This is a genomic window from Sphingobium scionense (assembly GCF_014197035.1).
Classification (GTDB): domain Bacteria; phylum Pseudomonadota; class Alphaproteobacteria; order Sphingomonadales; family Sphingomonadaceae; genus Sphingobium; species Sphingobium scionense.
In genome coordinates, this window is record NZ_JACIEU010000012.1 from 61,490 (window position 1) to 86,466 (window position 24,977).

Annotated in this window: 22 protein-coding genes; 8 read left to right on the forward strand and 14 right to left on the reverse strand. The window is 64.4% G+C overall.

Translation table 11 applies throughout. The features are described 5' to 3' along the window. Positions 1–8: 8 nt before the first annotated feature. Entirely contained in the window at positions 9–776 is a 768-nt protein-coding gene (locus GGQ90_RS15265; protein WP_188082943.1) for an energy transducer TonB, read from the reverse strand. 4 nt (positions 777–780) lie between these two features. Then, a complete protein-coding gene (locus GGQ90_RS15270; protein WP_246428258.1) occupies positions 781–2,874 on the reverse strand; it encodes a TonB-dependent receptor domain-containing protein in 2,094 nt (697 codons plus the stop codon). Between the two features lie 134 nt (positions 2,875–3,008). Between GGQ90_RS15270 and GGQ90_RS15275 the strand changes: the two genes are divergently transcribed. After that, a complete protein-coding gene (locus tag GGQ90_RS15275) occupies positions 3,009–3,815 on the forward strand; it encodes a DUF4198 domain-containing protein (RefSeq protein WP_188082945.1) in 807 nt (268 codons plus the stop codon). A 17-nt stretch (positions 3,816–3,832) separates the two neighbouring features. Further along, positions 3,833–4,324, forward strand: coding sequence for an EF-hand domain-containing protein (locus tag GGQ90_RS15280; RefSeq protein ID WP_188082946.1), 492 nt, complete (start codon positions 3,833–3,835; stop codon positions 4,322–4,324). Between the two features lie 224 nt (positions 4,325–4,548). Here the strand turns inward: GGQ90_RS15280 and GGQ90_RS15285 are convergent, their stop codons facing one another. Next, on the reverse strand, positions 4,549–4,827 hold the full coding sequence (locus GGQ90_RS15285) for a DUF2218 domain-containing protein (protein WP_188082947.1): 279 nt from the start codon (positions 4,825–4,827) through the stop codon (positions 4,549–4,551). A 4-nt stretch (positions 4,828–4,831) separates the two neighbouring features. Beyond that, positions 4,832–5,515, reverse strand: a complete 684-nt coding sequence (locus GGQ90_RS15290) for a PadR family transcriptional regulator (protein WP_380814476.1) — start codon at positions 5,513–5,515, stop codon at positions 4,832–4,834. Positions 5,516–5,798: 283 nt separating this feature from the next. On the opposite strand from GGQ90_RS15290, the gene GGQ90_RS15295 reads away from it, so the two are divergent. After that, positions 5,799–7,979, forward strand: coding sequence for a TonB-dependent receptor (locus GGQ90_RS15295; RefSeq protein WP_188082948.1), 2,181 nt, complete (start codon positions 5,799–5,801; stop codon positions 7,977–7,979). Positions 7,980–8,017: 38 nt separating this feature from the next. Here GGQ90_RS15295 and GGQ90_RS15300 read toward each other — a convergent pair whose 3' ends face one another. The 5 genes from GGQ90_RS15300 to GGQ90_RS15320 form a co-directional block, all read right to left on the reverse strand. Beyond that, the gene (locus GGQ90_RS15300) at positions 8,018–9,262 is read right to left on the reverse strand and encodes a threonine synthase (protein ID WP_223178274.1); all 1,245 of its coding nucleotides are present in this window, start codon (positions 9,260–9,262) and stop codon (positions 8,018–8,020) included. Between the two features lie 157 nt (positions 9,263–9,419). Continuing rightward, positions 9,420–9,983, reverse strand: coding sequence for a nucleotide exchange factor GrpE (gene grpE / locus GGQ90_RS15305; protein ID WP_188082949.1), 564 nt, complete (start codon positions 9,981–9,983; stop codon positions 9,420–9,422). Then, positions 9,980–11,038: a heat-inducible transcriptional repressor HrcA gene (hrcA, locus tag GGQ90_RS15310; protein WP_188082950.1), complete on the reverse strand. Its 1,059-nt coding sequence runs from the start codon at positions 11,036–11,038 to the stop codon at positions 9,980–9,982. The genes grpE and hrcA overlap by 4 nt, the downstream gene beginning before the upstream one ends. A 301-nt stretch (positions 11,039–11,339) precedes the next feature. Then, positions 11,340–12,518 (reverse strand): rhomboid family intramembrane serine protease, encoded by a 1,179-nt coding sequence (locus tag GGQ90_RS15315; protein WP_246428259.1) that lies wholly within the window; start codon positions 12,516–12,518, stop codon positions 11,340–11,342. Positions 12,519–12,974: 456 nt separating this feature from the next. Then, positions 12,975–13,511: a DUF6438 domain-containing protein gene (locus GGQ90_RS15320; protein ID WP_223178275.1), complete on the reverse strand. Its 537-nt coding sequence runs from the start codon at positions 13,509–13,511 to the stop codon at positions 12,975–12,977. 96 nt (positions 13,512–13,607) lie between these two features. Here GGQ90_RS15320 and rph point away from each other — a divergent pair, with 96 nt between their 5' ends. Beyond that, positions 13,608–14,324, forward strand: a complete 717-nt coding sequence (gene rph, locus GGQ90_RS15325; protein ID WP_188082952.1) for a ribonuclease PH — start codon at positions 13,608–13,610, stop codon at positions 14,322–14,324. A gap of 96 nt (positions 14,325–14,420) precedes the next feature. Then, positions 14,421–15,050: an RdgB/HAM1 family non-canonical purine NTP pyrophosphatase gene (rdgB, locus tag GGQ90_RS15330; RefSeq protein WP_188082953.1), complete on the forward strand. Its 630-nt coding sequence runs from the start codon at positions 14,421–14,423 to the stop codon at positions 15,048–15,050. A gap of 27 nt (positions 15,051–15,077) precedes the next feature. Here rdgB and GGQ90_RS15335 read toward each other — a convergent pair whose 3' ends face one another. The 3 genes from GGQ90_RS15335 to GGQ90_RS15345 form a co-directional block, all read right to left on the reverse strand. Continuing rightward, positions 15,078–15,698 (reverse strand): CAP domain-containing protein, encoded by a 621-nt coding sequence (locus GGQ90_RS15335; RefSeq protein WP_188082954.1) that lies wholly within the window; start codon positions 15,696–15,698, stop codon positions 15,078–15,080. A 134-nt stretch (positions 15,699–15,832) separates the two neighbouring features. Next, complete coding sequence (locus GGQ90_RS15340; protein ID WP_246428260.1) at positions 15,833–16,564, reverse strand: hypothetical protein; 732 nt, start codon at positions 16,562–16,564, stop codon at positions 15,833–15,835. A 116-nt stretch (positions 16,565–16,680) separates the two neighbouring features. Continuing rightward, the gene (locus tag GGQ90_RS15345) at positions 16,681–17,310 is read right to left on the reverse strand and encodes a CAP domain-containing protein (protein ID WP_246428261.1); all 630 of its coding nucleotides are present in this window, start codon (positions 17,308–17,310) and stop codon (positions 16,681–16,683) included. Here GGQ90_RS15345 and hemW point away from each other — a divergent pair. Beyond that, the gene (hemW, locus tag GGQ90_RS15350) at positions 17,309–18,484 is read left to right on the forward strand and encodes a radical SAM family heme chaperone HemW (protein WP_188082956.1); all 1,176 of its coding nucleotides are present in this window, start codon (positions 17,309–17,311) and stop codon (positions 18,482–18,484) included. The genes GGQ90_RS15345 and hemW overlap by 2 nt on opposite strands. 3 nt (positions 18,485–18,487) lie before the next feature. On the opposite strand, the gene GGQ90_RS15355 is transcribed toward hemW, so the two are convergent. Then, positions 18,488–20,086, reverse strand: a complete 1,599-nt coding sequence (locus tag GGQ90_RS15355) for a M56 family metallopeptidase (RefSeq protein ID WP_188082957.1) — start codon at positions 20,084–20,086, stop codon at positions 18,488–18,490. Next, positions 20,083–20,451: a BlaI/MecI/CopY family transcriptional regulator gene (locus tag GGQ90_RS15360; protein ID WP_004210924.1), complete on the reverse strand. Its 369-nt coding sequence runs from the start codon at positions 20,449–20,451 to the stop codon at positions 20,083–20,085. Before GGQ90_RS15360 ends, GGQ90_RS15355 begins: the two co-directional genes overlap by 4 nt. A gap of 238 nt (positions 20,452–20,689) precedes the next feature. Here GGQ90_RS15360 and GGQ90_RS15365 point away from each other — a divergent pair, with 238 nt between their 5' ends. Together GGQ90_RS15365 and GGQ90_RS15370 are read left to right on the forward strand one after the other, a co-directional pair. After that, on the forward strand, positions 20,690–21,013 hold the full coding sequence (locus GGQ90_RS15365) for a hypothetical protein (RefSeq protein WP_188083055.1): 324 nt from the start codon (positions 20,690–20,692) through the stop codon (positions 21,011–21,013). Between the two features lie 260 nt (positions 21,014–21,273). Beyond that, positions 21,274–24,933 (forward strand): M10 family metallopeptidase, encoded by a 3,660-nt coding sequence (locus GGQ90_RS15370; RefSeq protein ID WP_188082958.1) that lies wholly within the window; start codon positions 21,274–21,276, stop codon positions 24,931–24,933. Positions 24,934–24,977: the final 44 nt, after the last annotated feature.

Here is a 24,977-nt window from a genome sequence, read left to right on the forward strand (position 1 = left end):
CCCCCTTCCTACACCGGCAGCACGAACTCCACCGGCGCGGTGAATTCGATGCGGTCGCCGGATATGTCGGCCGGGGCCTTGGGATAGGGTGAGGCGCGGTGCAGCATGGCGGCGGCTTCCTCGTCGAGCGAGACGCGGCCGGAACTGCTGATCACCCGCCCTTCGATCAGCATGCCGGCGCGGTCGATCACGAAGCGGACCTTCACCACCCCTTCCTCATGCCGCATCCTGGCGCGGCGGGGATAAATTTTGTGGGCATAGAGCCAGGAGCGCACCCGCGCGGCATAGGCGCGGCTGTTGCCGGCCGGGGCATTGGCGTCCAGCCCGTCGGCAATGCCGCGCCGGGCCGGCGGCGCGCCGGCGCTGGCGGCCATGACCGGCGCCGCCCTCGCCGCGGGCTGCATTGACGGCGCCGCTGCGGCCGTCGGCGTGGACGGAGCAGCCGGCGCCACCGCGACGGGCAGCGACAATGCGGAAGGGATCGCCACCATCGGCGGCGGCACCGGCTGCGGCGGGCTGACCGGCGTGGGGGGCGGCGCCTGCGTCGGCACCGGGGCTTCGGGCTGCGCCGTCGCCTGCGCCGCCTCGGCCTGCTCCGCCCCCTGCTCCACGCCCTTCAGCGCCGCCAGCGACATGACGGTCAGTGCAGCCCCCTCCTCGCGCTTCGGCGCGCGGCCCATGCCCAGGTTCAGCAGCGCCGCGATCAGCAGCGCGTTGATCCCGAGCGAGGCCGCCGCCGGCCCCGTGACACGAAAGGGACGCCGCACGCCCGTCATGGCGTCAGAAGCTGTTCGCCACGGTGAAGCGGAAGCTCTGCCCCTCAGCGGCCAGCGAGGACAGATGGCGGCGATATTGCTTGTCGAAGATATTATCCATGGCGATGCGGAATTCGAAGCCCTTGGCCACGCCACCCTGCGGCTTGAAGGCGAAGAACAGGTTGTGGACGCTGTAGCCCGGCGTCGCCAGGCCCGACCCGGCCGAGGCAAAGCTGCCCGGCGTCACCTTGTCCTGCCGCTCGGCAAATTCGCCGGTCCAGCCGCCCGACAGGCCGCTCGCCACATCATTATAGCCCAGCGTCAGGCGATAGTCGTTCGCCGGGATGGTGTTGAGATAATCGCCGGTCAGGCGGTTCTTGCCATCGATGAAGCTGGCATTGCCGCGCGCATAGAAGCCGGCAATGCCATATTCGGCCTCCAGCTCGATGCCCTTGAAGCGCGACCGGTTGATATTCTGGAAATAGGGCGTGCCCGCCGCTGCCGAGACATTGACGATCAGATCCTTGACGTCGTTCTGGAACAGGGTGGTCTTCGCGCGGAAGCGGTCGCCTTTCCCGAGGGTATCGTCGAAGGACAAAGTGAAGCCGGCTTCATAATTGTCCGACTTCTCCGGCTTCAGGTCCGGATTGTTCGGACGGGTCGCGCTGCGGGTGAAGATTTCGTCGATATTGGGCATGCGCACGGTGCGCGCGACCGACCCGAACAGGCCGAACCAGGGCGTGATATTGTAGAGCGCGGCGAGCTTGGGCGATACGCCGCTATCCTTCACCTTGTCGGTGAGGACGGTGCCGCCGACCACCGTGTCGCCCGGCGTCAGCCGGGTCCAGTCGACGCGCACGCCCGGCATGATGGTCAGCTTGTCGGACCAGACGATCTCCAGCTGACCGAACAGGCCATAGCGGTCCATGTCGCCTTCGGGATGGGTGCCCGCGCCCGGCGTCACCGTGCCGTCGAAATTGACGCGCGGGTTGCGCCGTTCCTGCGTGCTCCACTGGCCGCCCAGGATCAGGAAGGTCGTCCAGTCGCCGCCCATGGCGAACTCGCTGGTATTCTGGACCTTCGCCTGCCAGCTTTCATAGGAGAAATCGGAATATTCCAGGTTCGCACCCAGGAAGGTCGTCTCGGTCTGGTGGACCTTGGACAGCGAATAGGCGACCTGCGCCTCGACATTGAAGAATTTGCTGCCGTCAAAGTCGTTCACATAGCCCAGCACGGCGGTCTTGTCGTGGACCCGGCGGCGCATCAACGAGCTGCCGGTGGCGGCCGAAATCTGGTCATAGACCTGCGGCGCGTCGCTGATCCAGTCCTGGTAGGACGCCCAGATCGCATGCTTCTTGTTGCCGCCGATCGCGACCCGGCCCTTGACCAGCCAGCTGTCGGATTCGGTGGCGGAGGCAGCGACGGTGTCGCCATTGCCGCTCTTGTAATCGTCGGTGCGGCGATAATTATAGCTGCCCAGCAGTTCGACGCCGTCGACCGGCTCGGTCGCGACGATGCCCGACAGGGTATGGCCCTGCGCATTGGTTTCGGTCGCGCCCTTCAACCGCACGGCCAGCTTGTCGCCGTCGCGCAGGAAGTCCGACGCATCCTTGGTGGTGAAGTTGATCACGCCCGCCAGCGCGCCCGCGCCATAGAGGGTGGAGGATGCCGGGCCGCGCAGCACCTCGACCCGCTTGTAGAGTTCGGGTTCGCTGAAGAAGGCCCCCATGCGATATTGTTCGTAGAATTTGGTGACGCCATCGACCGTCATCAGGATGCGGTTGTCGCTGTCGCCGATCGCCGTGCCCATGCCGCGAATGTTGAAGCCCTGGCCGAGCTGGCCGACGCCGCCCTGCACATTGACGCCCGGCATGCCTTCCAGCAGGTCGCCGATCGTCGTCGCCTGCAGCTGGTCGATATCCTCCTGGTCCAGCGCGGTCACAGCCTGCGGCGTGTCCAGCGCAACCTTCTCGACGCCAGCGGAGATGATCATCCGGTCGAGCGCGAACTGCGAATCGCTTGCCACCGCAATATCGTCACTCTGCTCCTGGGCCATCGCCGGCAGCGGCAGTGCGATCAGCGCGGTGCCCAGCAGCAGCAGAGTCTTGGACTTGGTCATGAAAAATGCCCCCGTATCATTGTTGCGGCGCATCACGCGCCGGGTCGGGCCGCTCTCTACTCCGATTAAATGCTATTGCAAGTGATTCTCACTATACACTATAGAGAGGCGTAACGAAACCAAGGGGAACCCCATTGTCCAATCATCGTCGCCCGGCGAACGCCCTGTTCGCCGCCGCCTTGCCCGTGCTGCTATTGGCCGGCGGCACCGCCGCCCAGGCGCATATGCCCTATGTGCTGCCGACCCTGTTCGACGCCGGAAAGGCCGATCATGTCACCGTCACATCAGCCTTTGCCGAGGACGCCTTCGTCCCCGAAGTCGCGATGCGCGACGCGCCCTTCCACCTGGTCGCGCCGGACGGCAGCCAGGCCGCAACCGGCCCGGTCACCTATCTGCGCGACCTGTCGGTGTTCGAGGCTGATCTGAAGGCGGACGGCACCTATCGCGTCACCACCGGCCAGCGCGCCGGGCGCAAGGGCAAGATGTTCCGCGTCGGCGACACATGGCAGATGCGCGGCGAAGGCGGCGATCCCAAGCCCGGCACGCAGGAGGTCGAGGTGCAGAGCATGACGCTTGCCGACGCCTATGTCACCCGTGGCCAGGCGACGCAGGCGGCGCTCAAGCCGGTCGGCACGGGCCTGGAAATCCAGCCGGTCACCCATCCCAACGCCATCGTGTCGGGCAGCGATGCCAGCTTCGTGCTGCTGTTCGACGGCAAGCCCCTGCCCGCGACACAGGTCACCCTGTTCCGCAGCGCCGGCGTGCATGACGGCCGCAAGGTCGCGACCGAGACGAAGAGCGACGCACAGGGCCGCTTCAGCCTGAAGCCGGAAGACGCCGGCACCTATCTGATCCTGGTTCGCCATCGCGGCGCCGCGCCGGCCGGGTCGGAAACACCCTATCGCAGCTACACCTACACGCTGGCCTTCGACGCCGCCTGATATCCCGGAGACACATCATGAAGACCCGTTCCATCCTGATCGCCGCCGTCGTTGCCGCCGCCGGCACGCCCGCCTTCGCCGCCCCGCATGAAGGCGGCGCCTTCGTCCATGACTATGACAGCAACCATGACGGCCAGGTCAGCCGCGCCGAATTCGACGCAGTGCGCGTCACACGCTTCAAGGCAACCGATGCCAATGGCGACGGCTGGGTGTCGGAGGATGAATATGTCGGCGAATATGCCGCCCGCCTCGAACAGCAGCTCGCCCAGTCGAGCCTGACCGAAGAAAAGAAGACCGAGGAACGCCAGCGCCAGATCCGCCAGGCCCATGTCCGCTTCAACGTCCTCGACAAGGACAAGGACGGCAAGATGGCGCAGGCCGAATATGACGCGTCGGGCGCGCGCGCCTTTGCCGAGCAGGATGCCGACAAGGACGGCATCGTCACCGCCGCCGACGTGCAGGCGACCAACGCCCGCATGGCCGCGATGCGCGCCAAGACCGACAGCTGACACAAAGAAGGACCGGGGTTACCGGTCCTCATGGAGCTTACCGGGGAAGGGGCCGGGCCGTGCAGACCCGACCCCTTTCGCCTGCGCCCCCGCGCCCAAGTCACCGCCGTCATCCCGGACTTGATCCGGGATCCATTCAGCGCTTCCCTACAGGTGTAGCGCCGAATGGATCCTGACTTTCGTCAGGATGACGGAAGATAGTCGAGCAGCCGGAAAGCATTCCTTCAGGCCCAGTGGAAGGGCAAGGGCGCCTCGCGGAAGGCGAAGCGGTCGAGATGGTCGGCGACCACCTGCTTGAACTTCTCGACATCGGCGTCCGCATTGGGCTCCAGTACCACGGTCAGCAGCTCGGCATCGGCACTCAGGTGGATCGGCCCCATCGGAAAGGCGATCTCGCCCTTGTCCGCGTCGAAGCTGGTTTCGAACTTGTGGCTCCAATGCTTGCAGAGCTGCTGCAGGTAACGGCTGCCATGGGTGGTGGGCACGGTGGCGGTCAGCGTCATGGGATCAGAGCCTCTCGATCTTGCTGGCGGCCTCGTCGATCAGGGCCGCGACATCGAACATGGTTTGGGAATCGGCCCCTTCCTTTTCAAGCCGATGCTGGATCGCCACCCGCATATTCTGCAGCGCGCGGCGCACCGGCGCGGCATCATTGCGTTCGGCTTTGCGGGCCAGATGCGCCAGCTTCTCCATCACCTCGGCAACGCCGGCTTCATGCTCGGCCAGATGGGCGGTGCCCGCGTCGGTGATGGCGAACAGCTTGCGGCTGCCTTCACCGGGCTGCTCGGCGATCAGGTCCATGTCGGCCAGCAGCGTCAGGGTCGGATAGACGACGCCCGGACTGGGCGCATAGACCGAACCCGATAGGCTCTCGATCTCGCGGATCAGGTCGTAGCCGTGGCGCGGCGCATCGGCGATCAGCTTGAGCAGGATGAGCTTCAGCGCATCATTGCCGAACAGGCGCCGGCGTCCGCCGCCACGACCACCCCGGCCGCCACCGAAAGGACCATCGCCAAAGCCGTCCTCACCGAACGGACCGCCCCGACCACCGCCGAAACCGCGCCCGAACCCCTCGGGGCCAAAGCCGCCCGGCCCGAAGAAGCGGCCATGGCCGCGTCCGCCACGATGGCCAAAGCCCCGCGGATCGGCACCGCGCGGGTCGAAACCGCGATCGGCCATGGCGTCATCCATGTGCCGGCCTGGCCGGCAACCCCGGCGGCCTGCGCCGCGATCGGAATGGGAAAAATGCATATTCTCTCTTTCAAAATGCTTCATGATGCATTGTGATATATCTTAAAAATCACCAGCGTCAATAGATGCGATATATCTTTATGCATCTTATAATAGAAGCATCCTTCCGGAACGCAGGAAAATCGGGCTTATCGCCCTATGGTATAAGCATCATGCAGAATGGGATTGTTCTTGCGATCGATTGTCGTTAGCAGCCCTGCCCAACATAGATCAGGGGATCGCGATGATGCGTCATATCGAAATTCGTCACTCTGCAATCGCGCTGGCGGCGCTGACCATCGCCCTCGCATCGCCAGCCATGGCGCAGCAGGCCGACGCTGACAAGAACAGCGAATCGATCGTCGTCACCGCGGCCCGCTCGATCCTGCCACCCAATGCGCTGCCGCTGACGATCGACCTGATCGACAAGCAGATGCTGGACCAGCAGATCGCGATTTCCGGCTCGGTCACCGATGCCATCTCCACCCTCACCCCCAGCTTCTCGCCGACCCGCGGCAAGCTGTCGGGCGCAGGCGAAACGCTGCGCGGCCGCTCGCCGCTCTACGCCATCAACGGCATCCCCCAGTCGACCCCGCTGCGCGACGGCAGCCGAGACGGCTTCACCATCGACGGCTTCTTCATCGACCGGGTCGAACTCATCTATGGCTCCAACGCGCTGCAGGGGATTGGTGGCACCGGCGGCATCGTCAACCAGGTGACGGTCGGCGCGCCCAAGCAAGAGGGCATCAGCGGCCGGGTGCTGCTGCAGGGATCGGCCAGCGACGATTTCGACGGGGACGGCTTCGGCGGCAAGGCGGCCGGGCTGGTCCAGTATAAGGTGGGCGATTTCGACGCCACGGTCGGTGCCTCCTATGAAAAGCGCGGCGCCTTCTATGATGCGCGCAACCGCCGCATCGGCATCAACATGACCCAGGGCGAGACCCAGGCATCGCAGACCACCGATATCTTCGCGCGGCTGGGCTATGCCGTGGGCGATACCGGCCGGCTCGACCTGATCCTCAACCGTTATGAACTGAAAGGCGATGGCGATTATGTCCCGCTCGCCGGCAGCCGCGCCAATGGCCTGCCGACCACCGCGATCAAGGGCGACGCTCCCGGCACGCCGGGATCGAACCGCACCGAAAGCGCGTCCCTCTCCTACACCGACAGCGATGTTGCCGGCGGCAACCTCGTCACCCAGCTTTTCTTCAACCGCAGCCGCGACATTTTCGGCGGCGAATTCGCCGCGATCGCGACCTTCCAGGATCCCGCCATCGCCCCGGTCGGCACCCTGTTCGACCAGTCGCAGAACCGGTCGCGCAAGATCGGCGGCAAGATCAGCTATGAACGCGCGCTGCCCGGCTTCGAGGCGCTGACCACCACGGTCGGCCTCGACGTCCTGTTCGACAAGACGGAACAGCGGTTGATGGTCACCGGCCGCACTTGGGTGCCGCCCAGCGACTTCCGTTCCATCGCCCCCTTCGCCCAGGCCAATCTCAAGATCGCCGACGGGCTGGTCCGCGTCGCCGGCGGCGTGCGCTGGGAAAATGTGCAGGTGAAGATCGACGATTTCCACACCCTCGCCTCCACCACCGCGCCCAATTATGGCGGCGTCGATGTCGCCGGCGGCAAGCCCAAATTCTCCGACGCGCTGCTGAATGGCGGCCTCATCTTCGAGCCGCTTGAGGGCATTCGTGCCTATGCCAGCTATGCCGAAGGCTTCACCATGCCTGATGTCGGCCGCGTGACCCGGTCGATCGGCGTCGCGGGCGTCGACCTCGACGATTATCTCGACATCAGCCCGATCGTTTCCAACAACCGCGAAATCGGGCTGGAAGTGAAGCGCGGCCCGATCGACGCCAGCGCCACCTATTTCTGGTCATCCAGCGACAAGGGCCAGATCCTGATCGCACAGGGCGACGGCATCTTCACCGTCCAGCGCCAGCGGGTCGAGATCGAGGGGCTGGAAATCAACCTCGGCGTGCAGACGCCGCTGCCGGGCCTCAAGCTCTCCGCCGGCTATGCCCATCTCAAGGGCCGCTATGACAGCGACAGCGCCAATCCCGACGGCATCGTCGATACCGATCTGGACGGCACCAACATCTCGCCCGATCGCCTGAACGTCGCCGCCGACTATCGCCATGGCGCCATCTCGGCGCGGTTGCAGACCCAATATTATCTGTCGCGCAATTTCCATGGCAAGGCGAACCCGGACCGGCGCAACAATTTCGGCGGCTATGCGGTCACCGACGCCTATCTCCGCTACGACACCGCATCCATGGGTGGCGTCTATCTCAGCGTCCAGAATCTGTTCGATAAATTCTATATCGACTATAATAGCGACACGCGCCTGCCCAACGACAATCTGGCCTTCTTCGCCGGTCGCGGGCGGCTCTTCACCCTGGGCTGGGATTATCGTTTCTAAGGGTGAACGGGCGGGTGCAGACCCGCCCTCCCCATTCTTCAAAGCGACGCAAAATCGATCGGCGCGTGCCGGTCGAGCGTGCGGCTCTGATCCTCCAGCGGATATTTGAGGCCGCTGGCACAATTGAACAGCACCGCCCGCTCGTCGCGGCCGATCAGCCCCTCATCCAAGGCCCGCTGATAGGCCGCCAGCGTCGCCCCGCCTTCGGGGCAGAGCAGCAGCCCGTCGTCGCGCGCCACGTCGCGCACCGCTGCCGCGATCGCCGCGTCCGACACCGCCAGCGCCGCGCCGCTGCTTTCCCGCACCGCGCGCAGGATCAGGAAGTCGCCCACCGCCTTTGGCACGCGAATGCCCATGGCGATGGTCTGGGCGTCCTCCCAGCGTTCGGCAAATTCCACGCCCTGTTCGAACGCGCGGACCATCGGCGCGCAGCCTTCGGCCTGGACCGCGAACATCTTGGGCCGCTTGGCGCCGATGAAACCGATCTTCTCCAGCTCGTCGAACGCCTTCCACATGCCGATGAGGCCGGTGCCGCCGCCGGTGGGATAGAAGATCGCATCCGGCAGTTCCCAGCCCAATTGCTCGGCCAGTTCCAGCCCCATCGTCTTCTTGCCCTCGATCCGATAGGGTTCCTTCAGCGTCGAAAAATCGAACCAGCCGCGCTCCTTGACGCCCTGGCCGACGATGGCGCCGCAATCGTCGATATAGCCGTTGACGCGATAGACCCGCGCGCCCTGCGCCGCGATCTCGCGCACATTCACTTCGGGCGTGTCGGCCGGGCAGAAGATCACCGATTCCATGCCGGCCACCGCCGCATAGGCGGCCAGCGCAGCGCCGGCATTGCCGTTGGTCGGCATCGCCACCTGCGTGACGCCCAGTTCCTTGGCCATGGAGACCGCCATCACCAGCCCGCGCGCCTTGAACGATGCGGTCGGCAACCGCCCCTCATCCTTGGCGAGCAGATGCGCGCCGCCCAGCCGCTTTGCCGTGCGCGGCAGCGGGATCAGCGGCGTCGCATTCTCGCCCAGGCTCACGATGTTGGACGTCTGCCGCACCGGCAGCAATTCGCGCCAGCGCCACAGGTCCATCGGCCGGCTGCTAAGCGCTTCCTTGGTCAGCGTGGCGCGCACGCCGTCCAGATCATAGCGCACCAGCAGCGGCTTGCCCGCCGCCGACAGCCCATGCAGCCGGTCCGCCTCGTATCGCTCGCCGGTCAGCGAACATTCGAGATGGGTGACAAAGGTCGGACGATCGGTGGTGAGATTGAGGTCGTGGATCAACATAGTCTCCGTCAGGTAAACCTCCTGACTCCCCCTCCCGCTAGCGGGAGGGGCGCGAGACTTGCCGAGCCGAAGGCGAGGTTAGTCGCAGCGGGGTGGGCATATGCAACGTTGCGCAAGCCCACCCTATCCCCTCCCGCTTGCGGGAAGAGGAACATGCTTAGTCCGGCTTCTTCGCCACACTGACCATGGCGGGACGCAGCAAGCGGTCCTTGATGCTGTAGCCGGCCTGCATTTCCACCAGCACGGTGCCCGGCTCGGCGTCAGCCGACGGCAGTTCCATCACTGCCTGATGCTTGTTCGGGTCGAGCGGCTGGCCGACCGATTCGATCTTGGTGATGCCATTGCGGCCGAACACCGCCTCCAGCTCGCGGCCGGTGGCTTCCAGGCCGGTCACCAGCCCCTTGAACTTGTCGTCCTCGCGCAGATCGGCGGGGATGGCGGCCAGCGCCCGGCCCAGATTGTCGGCCACCGACAGCATGTCGCGGGCAAAGCTGGTCGCGGCATAGGCGCGTGCGTCGGCCAGTTCCTTCTCCAGCCGGCGCCGCACATTCTGCGTGTCGGCATGGGCATAGAGAATGTCCTGCTTGGCCGTTTCCAGTTCGGCTTCCAGGGCGGCGATGCGCTCTGCATTGGCGTTCACAGGGGCCTCCACGGGGGTCTCCTCCTCGGGCAGCTGGTCCAGGGTTTCGGTATTTTCGATAGTCTGCTTGTCTTCGCTCATCTCATCAATCTCGACAGCGTCTGTGCGGTGAAATCCACCATGGGGATCACTCGGGCATAGTTCAAGCGCGTGGGGCCGATCACGCCGACCACGCCGACGACCCGGCCGTCCCCGCCGCGATAGGGGGCGGCTATGACCGATGAACCGGAAAGGGAAAAGAGCTTGTTTTCCGAACCGATGAAGATTTTGGTCGCGCTGCCCGCCAGCGCGCTCTCCAGCAGGCGCGAAATCTCCTGCTTGCCCTCCAGCTGCTCCAGCAATTGCCGCACCCGGTCGAGGTCGGCAGCGGTGCCATCGTCGATCAGATGCGCCTGCCCCCGCACGATCAGCACGGGCCTGTCATCGGCGTCATGGCTCCAGATCGCGATGCCGCGCGCCACCAGCTCACGCGCCGCGCCCTCCAGCGTGGAGCGCTCGGCTTCCATCTCGCGCGCCAGCAGGTCGCCCGCCTGGCGCAGGGTCAGCCCGCCAAAGCGCGCCGACATGAAATTGGCCGCCTCGTTCAGCATCGATGGCGTCACCCCGCGCGGCAGGTCGAGCACGCGATTCTCGATCGATCCGTCCTGCCCGACCAGCACGGCCAGCGCCTGCCGATCGTTCAAGGGCACGAAACCGAACTGGCGCAGCACCGGCTCGCGCCGGGGCACCATGACGATGCCGGCACAGGCGGACAGACCCGACAGCGTCGCCGTCGCCGCCGACAGCGCCTCCTCGATCGGCCCGCCCTCGGCCAGCCCCACTTCAGCCAGCCCCGCCTCGATCGCGCGGCGCTCCTCAACCGACGGCTCGGCCGCCTGCATCATCCCGTCGACGAACAGCCGCAGCCCGGTTTCGGTCGGCATCCGCCCGGCAGAGGTGTGCGGCGCGGCGAGCAGGCCCAGCTCCTCCAGATCCTGCATCACATTGCGGATCGAGGCGGCCGATAGGCTCAGCCCCATCTTGCTGATCGTGCGCGACCCCACCGGCAGCCCGGTGCCCAGATAGGAGTCCACCACCATGCGAAACACGTCACGGGCGCGGTCATTCAGTTCGGCGATGGAGGCAGTGGCGGCCATGGCGATGATGTAGGCGGCTTTGGGGTTGGGCTCAACGGGGGAGATTGGCCGATCGCCCTATCCGTCATGCCGGGCTCGACCCGGCATCCCGCTTTTCTTGGCCCAAGCAGGAAAGCAGCGGGGGGCCGCAACTCGAAGCCGAGGTGGTGATGCCTGCAAATGGCCGATTGCGGCCTTTCCGCTTTCAGAGCTGGAACAAGGAATTCCGGCCGTTCGTCCGCACGCGGAATTGATGTTAGCACCCGATCCGATACGGAGTTTACCGGACCACTTCCATCGCTGCCGGTCTGGCTCTCAACGCTTATCTAGCAGGCACGAAAGTTTCAGGAGGCAGTGCTTCATCGGGCATGGTCGCCCCAGCGCGCGGCAGCAGCTTCGGGCCGATGCACAAGCCGAACAGGAAGCCGCCCAGATGTGCCTCCCACGCCAGACCTCCGGCTGTGCCGCTCTCCCATGCCATCAACGCAAGCATCAAAAAGAGGAATGCATTCTGCTTTATCAAGTCCAAGGCGATCCGCTTTACCCGCTTTGACCTGACCGCCAGCACGCCGCCCCCATCCGAAGGCGTCCGGATCATCAGGCCGATAAGGCCGTACAGGCCGCCCGACGCACCGAGCATCGGCACTGCGCCGAAAGGGTGCAGCGCCAGAAAGGTGGTAGCCCCGGCCAATGCGCTGAGAAAGAATAATAGCCCGAAGCGCAGACCGTTGATCGGGACGGGTCCAAGCCGCGATGTAAGCATGGGGCCGATTGCTGCCAGCGCGGTCATATTCATCATCAGATGCATCGCGCTGCCATGCGCGAACATGTGTAGGAAGATCGTCTCGAATCGTCCCTCGGACAGCGCTTTGGCGGACAGCCCCCAGCGGAGCAAGCCCTCCCGTCCACCGGTGAATGTTGTCCAGACCATCGAGACCACGCAGCCTGCACCAAGCACCACCGCAGGCACCTTCATTTGCCAAGATAGCTCGGGCTCGGGCTCGGGTTCGGGCGGTTCGAATGCGAAGGGCTGGGCATCCGAGGCGAACAGCAGTTCACCATGTTCTTCCACCAGTTCAAGGCTGCCACGTAGCGCCTCCATCACTTCGCCCGGCGCGATCACCGTCACAGTGTCGCCGGGGACAAATTCGATGAACTGATGCGGCCACCGCTGCCACCACTCCTTTCCGACAATGCGCCAGCGGGCATCGGTTTCGGATTTGACGAAAAAGCCCTGCGCCTCCAGCACGGCCTCCAGCCACGCTGCCTGATCCGTCGAGACGATCATCAAGGAGGGTCTAAGGACGAACTGAAACACCCACCCTAGCATCAGGAGTAGAATGAGGATCGGCGGGAAATGTCCCAGCCTATCGTTCAGCCAAAGAAAAAGCCCGACGGCAATCAGATTGGGAAGCAGTTGATAAAGGCTGTAGATTGGCACCAAGTCGCGCAACAGCCCGTAACGCGACCTGATTGAAAGCTCATTGTCCTGGGCCGCCATAGTGACGATGTGCCCCGGCAAAATCCGGTTTGCAATGCCGAATAATCGACCCGACTACAAATATCGCGACCGCTTTCCCCGGCAGAAGAGATGGTCGTGACACCCGGACGAACGTCCGCATTCGGTATCGCGGCTGCCTCTCTGAACGACCAACTAGGGGCGCAACCCCGCCTTCTCTTTCCTACTCGCGGCTCTTCTGATCTACCCTGCGCGATGGAACAGGCCGCTCTCACGCCCCGCTTAACACCCCTGCCCCACGCGCGAACCTGTCGCGTCGCTGTCGTTTCAGTGTCGCCTCACTGTCGCGTCAGAGGCGCGCGACTGTCGCGTCGGCGTGACCCGCGTGTGACGTGCCTGTCGCTTCGCTGGCGCGTGGCAGGCGCAATTCGCCGGAATCGACGCAATTTACCCCTGCGACACTGTGAACTTCGGGCTGTCGCGTCGCGGGGCGGTGGTTCAGCTTGCTGGCTTGGGCTTCAGCATCGGTTCGATGCCCAGCGTCTTGGGGATGGCGCCAATGGTCGTGCGCAGCCTGGCATAGCGGCTGTCCATGCAGCCCGACTGGAAATCGAGCCGGGTCGGTTTCGCCCCCTTGCCCCCGCCCTTCGCGTCACCACGCGTCCATTCGATCGTGTAGCTGGGCATGTCGGTGGCGAAGCGGGTGCAATTCTCGCCCTGGGCGATGCGCTTTGCCGTGCCGGTCGCCGGCTTCCACGGGGCAAGGCCGGTGCGCAGCTGGCGATATTGCGCGGCGCTGACGGTGAAGCGGGTCGGACCGGGGACGGAGGTGAAGCGCTCCGGCTCCAGCAGGCCCGATCCATCGGGCGTCACCGTGAGCCTATAGGCAGGACAGGCACCAAAGCAGCGGCCGGCGGTGAAGCGGATTGTGTCGCCGGCGGCCGTCGGCGGCTCCAGCTCCACCTTCTCCCGGTCGGTCACGCATCCCGCCAGCGCCAACAGCGCAACCGGCCCCATCATCATCGCTCTCTTCATGGCGCCCCTCTTATCGCAACTTTTGGCGGATGGCACTGGCATGACGCGCATCCCGGCGCTATCCCCCGCCACCTGACCGCTTCGGAGTAGAATATTATGCGTCCTTCCGGCCGCGCGCCCGACCAGATGCGCGACATCACCATGGAACCCGGCTTCACCATCCATGCCGAAGGCTCGTGCCTCGTCAGCTTCGGTGACACCCGCGTCCTCTGCACCGCCTCGATCGAGGAAAAGGTGCCCCCCTTCCTGCGCGGCAAGGGATCGGGCTGGGTCACGGCCGAATATGGCATGCTGCCCCGCGCCACCCACACCCGCGGCAGCCGCGAGGCGGCCAAGGGCAAGCAGTCGGGCCGCACCCAGGAAATCCAGCGCCTGATCGGCCGCTCGCTGCGCACCGTCGTCGACTTGAAGAAGCTCGGCGAGCGCCAGATCGTGATCGACTGCGACGTGATCCAGGCCGATGGCGGCACCCGCACCGCCGCGATCTCGGGCAGCTGGGTTGCGCTGCGCATCGCCGTCGACAAGCTGCTCGCCTCGGGCGCGCTGGCGCAAGACCCGATCATCCAGAAGGTCGCGGCGATCAGCTGCGGCATCTATCAAGGCACGCCGGTGCTCGACCTCGACTATGCCGAGGACAGCAATGCCGAAACCGACGCCAACCTGATCCTGACCGGCGACGGCAAGTTCGCCGAAGTGCAGGCCACGGCCGAAGGCGCTGCCTATGACGAGGAAGAGCTGCTCCGCCTGCTCCGCCTCGCCCGCATCGGCTGCGCGAAGATCTTCGCCGCGCAGGATGTCGCGACGGGTCGGTAATTGAAATCCGTTCGCTTCGAGCGAAGTCGAGAAGCAGATAGCGCATTCATGCGTTTCTCGACTACGCTTGAAACGAACGACACAGGGTAGAGCCAGATGAGCGACGACTACGGACAGGAACAGGCGATCCGCAAGCTGAAGCCCGGCAAGCTGGTGATCGCCAGCCACAATGCCGGCAAGGTGCGCGAAATCGCAGCCCTGCTCGGCCCCTATGGGATCGAGCCGATCTCCGCCGCGTCGCTCGACCTGCCCGAGCCGGAGGAGACCGGCACCACCTTCATCGCCAATGCGGAGCTGAAGGCGATGCAGGCCGCCGACCTTAGCGGCCTGCCCGCGCTCGCTGATGACAGTGGCCTCTGCGTCGAGGCGCTGAACGGCGATCCGGGCCTGTTTTCCGCCCGCTGGGCCGGGCCGGACAAGGATTTTGGGCTCGCGATGCAGAAGGTGTGGGACGGGGTGCAGGCCAAGGGGCCGGACGCCGGCCATGGCGCCCATTTCATCTGCGCCCTCGCCCTCGCCTGGCCCGACGGCCATGTCGAAGCGTTCGAGGGCCGGGTCGACGGCCTGCTGGTCTGGCCGCCGCGCGGGGCAAATGGCTTTGGCTATGACGCGATGTTCCAGCCGCTCGGCCACGACATCAGCTTCGGCGAGATGGACCCGGACGCCAAGCACGCGATGAGCCACCGCGCCGATGCCTTCGCCCAGCTGGTGAAGGCGGTGCTCTGAACGGAATATGGGCGGTCCCGGCCGCCCCTATTCCTCGCCGCCCGCAAGCACCGGCGCCGCATCCAGCGGCCCCATGCCGAACATGTTACCGGCGGGATAATAGCGGCAAACGAGATAGTCGAAGCTGCGCCCCTCGGCCAGCGCGCAGCCGACAGATCGGGTGCCGCGCCAGATGATCTGGGTATAATGGGCGACATCCTGCCAGCGGCCGGTGGTGCTGAAATTGGGCATCTTGGCCGCCCGGCGGAAATAGCGTCGTTCATTGAGGAACGCGCCGACCATCACCTCATAATCATAGAGGCCCCGGCTCCCCATCCACAGATTTTCGCCGCTCGGCACCGCGCGGGTCGCGCGCGGGCTGTGGGCAAAGATATTGGTCCGCGCCATCTGCCGCGCATAGCGCGCCGCATCGGCCGCCAGCGTCCGGTCCCAGGCGAGCGGGCTCAGGCCCCAGCGGCTGCGTTCGTCATTATGCATGCCCAGGACCACGTCCTGCAGCAGCCCATCGTCCCGATCGGCCTCTTCCATGCCATATTGTTCGGCCGGGCTGGGCGCCCGCCGCGCCGGCGCCGCCTGCCCCTTGCCAACGATAATCCCCAGCATCATGGCGGCCGTCGCAACGGCCAGCCCCCATTTCCACCCGCGCATCGCCTTTTTTCTTTCGACCCGATAGCCCGCGCCTCTCCCCCGGCCAGGCCGGTTCGGAACGCGATGCTGCGGCTAAACGCCCGATCGTGTGAAGGAGGGATGAATAGTTCGGTACAGGCGATTGCCTGTCCACGTCACTCCGATGAAACGGGTCGCAGCTTCGCCGAATCGATGTGCCAGCGCCGCTGCGCGGCCGATGCCCCATCCACATCATTGACGCGCCGCACGACATAGGTGCCGGCAAAATGCTGACGTGTGCGATCCGCCAGTTCCGCGTCGACCGTGACCGGCACCGGCTGATAGATGGAGCCGGCCCCTGCATCGCCCGGCGTCATCCGGCCGATCGTCACATGGGTCGCGCGGGTGGCGGCAAAGCCGGCCTGGAATCTCTCCATCGTCTGCCCCGCCGGCCCATTCTCGCCCCATTGGCTCCAGGCGGTGCCATAATCGCGCGCGTTGATCGCCGCATAATAACGCTGCACCACCGCCGCCGCGGCCGCCATGCTCTTGGGATCGGGCGTGCATCCGGCCATCGGCTCGCCCTGACCGTCGAACAGGGCGCAACTGCGCGCAATCTCGTCCTCGATCATCGCACAGCTATTGGCGGCATTGCAGGGTGGATGGGTGGCGGGCGACACGCTGATGCACAGCTTCACGCGGCGCTCGGCCGCTGCAGCGCCGATCTCGGCGGTGCAGGATAGTGGCGACCGGTCGGCCCGGCTGGATTGGGAAGCCGGCGCTTTATCCGGCTGGATTTCATTGGCGGAGGAATGTTCGGACGCGGCAGGCGCAGCGCCCTGATTGTTAGGCGTCGGGGACGGCGAACCACACGCGGAAAGGGCAAGCAGCGTGATCGCCGTGCCCATGCAGGCCCATGGCCTTGCTCTTGAAACGGGCTGCATTTTTCCTCCCCCCTTTTGCCGACTGCGCTTCAGGGCATAATCGACAGAGAGGAAAAATGATCCGCCTGGAATGAAGCCTTTCAGCCCTGCCAGCCGCCGAAGTCGCGGTCGAACGGGCTCATGCCATAGACATTGCCGGCCGGATAATAGCGGCAGACCAGATAATCATATTGGGCGCCCTCGCCCAGCGCACAGCCGACCCGGCGGGTGCCGCGCCAGATCATCTGGGTATAGTGGCCGACATCTTCCCAGTTGCCGGTCGTGCTGACATCGGGAAAGCGGGCCTTGAACACGAAGGCACGGCGTTCGTCCATGAAGGCGTCGAGCATGGCGGTATAGCCATAGGCCCGGTGCGTTCCCATCCACAGATTTTCGCCAATCTCCTCGTCGCGCTCGGCGCCGTGCGAATGACGGAAGGCGTTCGTATGCACCATCTGCCGCGCATAGCCGGCGGCATCGGCGGCCAGGCCATCGTCCCAGGCCAGCGCGGGCACGCCCAGCGACTGACGCTCGCGATTATGCACATCCATCACGACCTGCCGCAACATCGCGTCGGAGCGCGGCGCCGGCTGGATATTATAATAATTCCACACGTCGCGATTGACCGAGGCCGATGCCGGCGCGATCGCCCCTGCGACCATCCCGCCGAAAAGCAGCAGCGTAGCCGCTAGCGGCCCGCGCTGAACGCGTCTAAAGATATGTCCACTCATGTCACCCGAAGTCCTTCTCGCCCCACCGGCTTTCACCGAGGCTCTTGGCCTATATGTTCATTGGCCATTTTGTGTTTCGAAGTGTCCTTACTGCGATTTTAACAGTCATGTGCGCGACCGGATCGATGCCGATGCGTGGCAGGCGGCGCTGCTTGCGGACCTTGCCCATGAGGCGGAAAAAACCGGCCGGCGACCGCTCCGTTCGATCTTCTTCGGCGGCGGCACGCCATCGTTGATGCCGCCCCATATCGCCGCTTCCCTGATCGAGGCGGCGGAAAGACATTGGGGCTTTTCCAACGACATAGAGATCACGCTTGAAGCGAACCCGAACTCGGTAGAAGCCGCGCGTTTTGGCGATCTGGCGGCCGCCGGGATCAACCGCGTGTCGCTCGGCCTGCAGGCGCTCGACAATGAGGCCCTGGCCTTCCTTGGGCGTGCCCATGACGTCGATGAGGGGCTGGGCGCACTCGACACGGCTCGTCGCATTTTTGACCGGGTGAGCTTCGACCTCATCTACGCGCGTCCCGGCCAGAGCGAATCGGATTGGGAAGCGGAGCTGGCGCGCGCCCTTTCCTTCGGCACCGGCCATTTGTCGCTCTATCAGTTAACGATCGAGCCGGGCACGCGCTTCGCCACACTGGCCGCGCAGGGCAAGCTGACACCGGTCGACCCGGACCATGGCGCCACCCTTTATGAGATGACCCAGGCGATGACGGCGCAGGCCGGCATTCCTTCCTACGAGATCAGCAACCATGCCCGGCCGGGGCAGGAAAGCCGCCACAACCTCATCTACTGGCGCTATGGCGACTATGTCGGCATCGGTCCGGGCGCCCATGGTCGCCGCGGCGGCATGGCGACATTGCGCCACAAGAAGCCGGAAAACTGGATGAGCGCGGTCGATCGCAACGGCAACGGCCTGCAACAGGAAGTGCCGCTGCAGGCCGAGGACAAGGCGCGCGAGGCGCTGCTGATGGGATTGCGTCTGGGCGAAGGGGTCGATCTGGCCCGGATCGCTGGCTTGTCGGGCCTGCCGATCGGCGCGCTGGTGGATGATCGGGCGGTCGACCGGATGAATGACCTGGGGCTGGTCTGGCGGACCGGCAACCGGCTTCAGGTCAGCCCGGCGGGCATGTTGTTGCTCGACGCGATCCTGCCCGAAGTGGTGGCCGTCTAAAAATCAGTCCTGATTGCGGTCGAGGTCGGCCAGTTCCTGGTCGATGTCGCGCAGCGCGTCGTCCCGGTCGCGCTCGGGCATGCGACTGGCGGCGATCTGGGCACGGGCAGCGTTCAGCCCGGCGCGTGCCGCATTGCGCCCCGCCCGTTCGGCATCGCGACCCATGCGTTCGGCGTCACGAGCGCTGATCATCGCAATCCGCTCCGCCTTGCGGGCCTGCGCCTCGATCGCCCGCTGACAGATGCGCACCCGGATGTTGCGGCGACCATTGGCATCGACAAATTCGCGGTGGCTGGTGACCTTATCGCCCTCGCAGCCTTCGCGCACATCCACCACCGGCACCATGCGGGCGATCTCCGCCTCGGTCGGGATGCGATGGGTTTCGACCCGGCCATTGGCATGGGTGACGATCACCCGGCCCGGCTCGCTGCGCACCGTCACCGGCGGCACGGGCGGGACCGGCGGAACCGGGGGCACGATGTCGGCGGCCGGAACCGGCGGCACGGGCGGGGCGGGCGGCACGCGGTCCGCATGGGCGATCGGCGCGGGCGCAGCCGCCGGCATGGGCGCGGCGACGGCAACCGGCGCGGCCTGCGGCAGGGCCTCCCGCGCCGATACGGGCTGCGACACCAGGTCGGTCAGCTTGGCGAAATCGGCCCGATCGACCTTGTCGGTGATCGCCGCCATTTGCTGCGCGGCGCGGCTGCCCGATGCGGTGAGGGCGAGGCCGGTGGCGACGACCATGGCGACGGCGGCCATGCCCCAGCTGATGCGCTTCAACGATGTGTCATGGCTCGAAAGCATTTTCAGCCTCCCCTTGAGCGCGGTGATGCGGGTGAGATGGCAGGCGCCGGCAAATTGGCGACCACCGGCGGCCTTCAATATGGCGCGGCCATAGGCATGGGCCTGATCCTGGCCGTAGAGCGAGAGGACGCGCGCGTCGCAGGCGGTTTCCTGATCGGCGCGATAGGCGCGATAGGCGATCCAGGCGACCGGATTGCACCAGTGCAGCGCTAGCAGCAGCAAGGCGACCATATTGGCGGCCAGGTCGCCGCGCTCATGATGGGCGCGTTCATGGGCGATCGCCATATCCTGCTCCTGCGCGTCATAGCGCAGCCCGAAATCGGCCGGCAGGACAATATAGGGGCGGAAGATACCGAAGGCGAGCGGCCCCGATGCCTGCGGACTGGTGATCAGGCGGAGCCGCCCCTCCTCGCCCAGCGGCGTCGACCCGGCCAATATGTCGCGACGGAAACGGGTATAGCCGATCACCTGTACGACCAGGAACAGGACGACGCCCAGCGCCCACAGGCCGATCGCCATTTCCAGCCAGGGGATGCTCGTCGCTGCGGCCTGTGTCGCGGGCGAAGGCGCAATCTCCAGCAGCGCCGGCAGGCCCGCCTGGTCCACGACATTATGCAGCGGCGAAGGCGCGGCAACCTCGCGCGGCAAGGTCGGCAACAGCATGCGGGCCAGCGGCAACAGCCACAGCCAATAGGCCGCTCCTGCCCCCAGCCAGCGCGCCACCGGGCGTCGCAACATCATCACCATCGCCATCAGCAGGGTCGTGGCGATCAGCGTTTCGGCCATCCAGACGCTCATGATTTCAACCCCTTCAGGATTTCCTCAAGCTCCGCGATATCATCTGCGCTCAACTGGTCCTGGCTCGCCAGCTGGGCGACCAGGGGAGAGATGCGACCGCCAAACAGGCGATTGACCAGCCGGCCGGACTCGCTCGCCACATAATCCTCGCGCGCCACCAGCGGGCGATAGAGGAAGCGGCGGCCATCCTGGTCGGCGGCGATCACCTCCTTGGCCATCAGCCGCGACAGCAATGTCTTGACCGTCTGCAGGCTCCAGTCGCGTTCGGCTGTGACGCGATCGGCGACATCATTGGCGGTTGCCGGCGCCTGTTCCCACAGCGCTTCCATCACCACCAGTTCCGCTTCGCTGATCTTCTCGCTCACTGCCTGATCCCGACCCTGCCTCGACTCTCCAACTACACATGTAGTCGCATCGATTACGAATGTAGTCAACAGGCTTGCATATGACCCAGGCCGATCGTTGCCGGCCTGGTTTGGCCATGGTATGAAATAGGCGCCGATACGGGCATCGCCGCGCGCAGCGACGCTGCGGTTGCAGCCCGTTTCTCCGATTGGCCCGGGATCGATCCCTTGGCCAATCGCGCACATCTGGGAGATACCGATGCCCCCCGTCTATCGTGCCGGCCTGCTCGCCGCCCCATTGATCGCGTGCCTTGGCTCCGCGCCATCCGCCGCGAAGGACGAAGCGCCGCAGGGCACTCAGGTGCCCGCCCTGCCCTCGGGGACGAAAGCGCCCCCGGGCACCGGAGGAATCATGGCGCCCCCGGGCGATGCCGAGGAAGCCATCCGATCGGAATTCAGGACGATGGAGAAACGCGGCACGCGGGACGCCTACCTGCTTTTCGTCCAGCGCCACCCACAGCACCCGCTTGCACAGGAAGCCAGCAGACGGGCCGCCGCGCTCGCCCGAGCCACGCCCGGCTGATTGTTTCCAACCCGTTTCAGCTTAAATAAAAGCTGTCACTTTTCAATGCGATGAAACAAAAATATATTTTATCGAAAAATAACCTTCGTTAAAAATCCGAAGCTTTTCATAATGATGACGATACACATTGGCCAAGCCCATGTTTTCGATGGGAAACACTTCGCTTGGATTCCATTATGAATAGTGACATTACTTGGTCAAAATAAACGGTCGCCGACCGACACAGCGAACGTGTCAGCCTCTAACCCTTGGGAGGATGTATGTTCAAAGTTACTGGAACAGGCCCGGCAAAAGCAAAGCTGACCCCCGATTATTCCACCCCGATCGCATCCGACAATGATGCGACCAGTGTCGATACGGTCACTTGGGCTGTATCGCGCGAGGCGCAGATCCGCAGCGAGGTTTTACTGCTCTACCCGCAGGATGTGATGACGCCGCCGGACACCACAAGCGCCGGCAATCCGGGCGCCCCACAGGAAAATGGCAGCCTGTCCACGACCGTCAGCCAGGCCGCGACCGGCGATGCCAAGATCGACGGCATATTGAGCGGCGTCAAATGGGCGGCAGGCATTACCTACAGCGATACGGATGCGGCGGCAGACTATCAGGCCGGCTATTTTTCCGACGCCGATAACGACGGCATCAGCGCACAGAATGAAGGCTTTTCCCAGTTCACCGCGCAGCAGACCCTCGCCATGCATACGGCGCTCAACAACGCAACCTATACGCAGTTGGCGGCCGCCTGGGGTTTTTCGATCGAAGGCTTCACCAATCTGACGATCGACTATGTTGGCGCCGGCGCCAGCACCGCGACGATCCGGGCCGCCAATTCCAGCGACCCCGGCACGGCCTATGCCTATTATCCCAACAACAGCATCTATGGCGGCGATACATTCTTCGGCAACGCCTATGACAGTTCGATCTACACGCTGAAGAACCCGGTCGCCGGCAATTACGCCTGGCATACGATGTTGCACGAACTGGGCCATTCGCTCGGCCTGAAACATGGCCAGGAAACAGGCGGCCCCGCCAATGTCGCCCTGCCCTATGCTTGGGATTCGGTCGAATTTTCGGTCATGACCTATCGCAGCTATGTCGGCGCACCGCTCAGCGGCTACAGCTATGAACAATGGGGCGCGCCGCAGACCTACATGATGCTCGACATCGCCGCGCTGCAAACCATGTATGGCGCGGACTATTCGGTCCAGTCGGGCGACACGGTCTACAGCTGGAGCCCAACCACGGGCGAAACCTATATCAACGGGTCGCTGGCGATCGATCCAGGCGGCAACCGTATCTTTGCGACGATCTGGGACGGTGGCGGCATCGATACCTATGACCTGTCCAACTATAGCACCGACCTGACGCTCGACCTCAATCCGGGCGGCTATTCGGTGTTCAGCGATGTCCAGCTCGCCTATCTTGGCGCCGGCAATTATGCGCGCGGCAATATCTTCAACGCCCTGCTCTATCAGAGCAACAGCGCCTCGATGATCGAGAATGCGACCGGCGGTTCGGGCGACGATTCGATCGTCGGCAATTATCTCGACAATGTGCTGACCGGCGGTGGCGGCAACGACTATCTGTTTGGCGGCGAGGGCAATGACACGCTCTACGGCGGGGCCGGCAACGACATCATCGATGGCTCCTATGGCTTTGATCTCATCTATGGCGGATCGGGCAACGACATCATCTATGGCAGCTGGACCACGGATACCGTCTATGGCGAAGCAGGTGATGATAGCTTTGTCATCCGTCAGACGAGCACCGATACCGAATATGGCGACAACACGGACGGTGGCACCGGGATCGATCTGCTCGACCTCAGCCAGATCAGCAACACTTATGGTGCGATCGTCGATCTGAGCAGCGGAACCTGGCAATATAATCCGCTTTATGGCGGCCCATGGACGATCACCGGCGTCGAGAATGTCAATGGCACACAACTGGATGACGTGATCACCGGCGACAGTGGTGCCAATATCCTCAACGGCAATGGCGGCAACGACCTGCTCGTCGGCGGCGGCGGGAACGACATACTCAGCGGCGGGGCCGGCAATGACCAGCTTCGCGGCGGCGATGGCAATGATGTCTTCGACGGTGGCAGCGGCCAGGACATTTTCTATGGCGAAGGTGGCAACGACACGCTGAAGATCGTCAATGGCTGGAATGGCGGCTATGGCGAAATATTCGTCGGCGGCGCAGGGATCGATACGTTCGACTTTTCCGGGACCGCAGGCCTCGACGCCCATGTCAACCTGACAGATGGCGAATTCTGGGACATCAACTTCCCGGCCTTTGGCCCGATCTCGCTCGCCAGCGTGGAAAATGTGATTGGCGGCTCGGGAGCGGACGACATTACCGGATCCGGCGAAGCCAATGCCCTTACCGGCAATGGCGGCAATGATGCCCTCTATGGCCTGGCTGGCAACGACAGCCTCGACGGCGGTGCGGGCAATGACATTCTCGACGGCGGCGCCGGTATCGACGTCATGACCGGCGGCAATGACAACGATACCTATTATGTCGACAATGTCGGTGACAATGTCGTCGAAGGATCGTCGACGGGCGGAACCAATGACCGCATCTTCTCCTCGGTCAGCTACAGCCTGTCGGGCCGACACGTCGAAACCCTGACGCTGACCGGATCTGCGAACATCAACGCAACTGGCAATAATCAGGTCAACACGCTGGTCGGCAATAGTGGCGCCAACACCCTCCTGGGCATGGGTGGCGATGACGTCCTGAGCGCTGGCGACGGCAATGACGTGCTGGACGGCGGCATCGGCGCCGACACGATGACCGGCGGCAATGGAAATGACACCTATTATGTCGACAATATCGGGGACAATGTCGTCGAAAGCTCATCGACAGGTGGCGCCAGCGACCGGATTTTCTCCTCGGTCAGCTACAGCCTGTCGGGCCGTTATGTCGAAACACTGACACTGACCGGAGCATTGGCCATCAATGCCACCGGCAATAACCAGGTGAACACACTGATCGGGAATGGCGCAATCAACACACTGCTCGGCATGGGGGGCAATGATATTCTCGATGGCGGTGCCGGCAACGACGTGCTGGAAGGCGGCCTCGGGGATGACAGTCTGGAAGGCGGGACCGGTACGGATACCGCCAGTTATGCCTCGGCCGCCGCTGCCGTCACCGTCAGTCTGGCGATCGCCGGTGCGCAGGCAACCGGCGGCGCCGGTAGCGATACATTGTCCAATATCGAAAACCTCACCGGTTCCGCCTTCGATGATACGCTGACCGGCAATAGCGGCAACAATGTCCTGCGTGGCGAAGCGGGCGCCGACCGCATGATCGGTGGCACGGGCAACGATACCTATTATGTCGATAATAGCGGTGACGTCGTGGTCGAATATTCGACCGGCGGCACCAGTGACAAGGTGTTCAGTTCGGTCAGCTTCAGCCTATCCGGCGCCTATGTCGAAACGCTGACCCTCACCGGATCGGGCAACATCAGCGCCACCGGCAATAATCAGGATAATATCCTGACGGGTAATGGCGGCAACAACGTTATCCAGGGCAATGGCGGCAATGACACGATCAACGGTGGCCTGGGCGCCGACACGCTGACCGGCGGCGCTGGTTCCGACCTGTTCGCTTTTTCGAGCGCATTGGGCGGCGGCAATATTGATGCCATCACCGATTATACGGTCGCCAACGACACGATCCAGCTCGACGATTCGGTCTTTGCCGGCCTGGCACTCGGCGCCCTGTCCGCCGGCGCCTTCTACATCGGCACGGCAGCCCATGATTCGACCGACCGGATCATCTACAACAGCAGCACCGGCGCGCTGCTGTTCGATGCCGACGGAAATGGCGCTGGCGCGGCCGTCCAGTTCGCGACGCTCAGCACCGGCCTTGCTCTGGTGGCGAGCGAGTTCGTCGTGGTCTGACGCTCAGGGAAAGGGGCTGAATAAGGGCGTCCGTTCACCGGGCG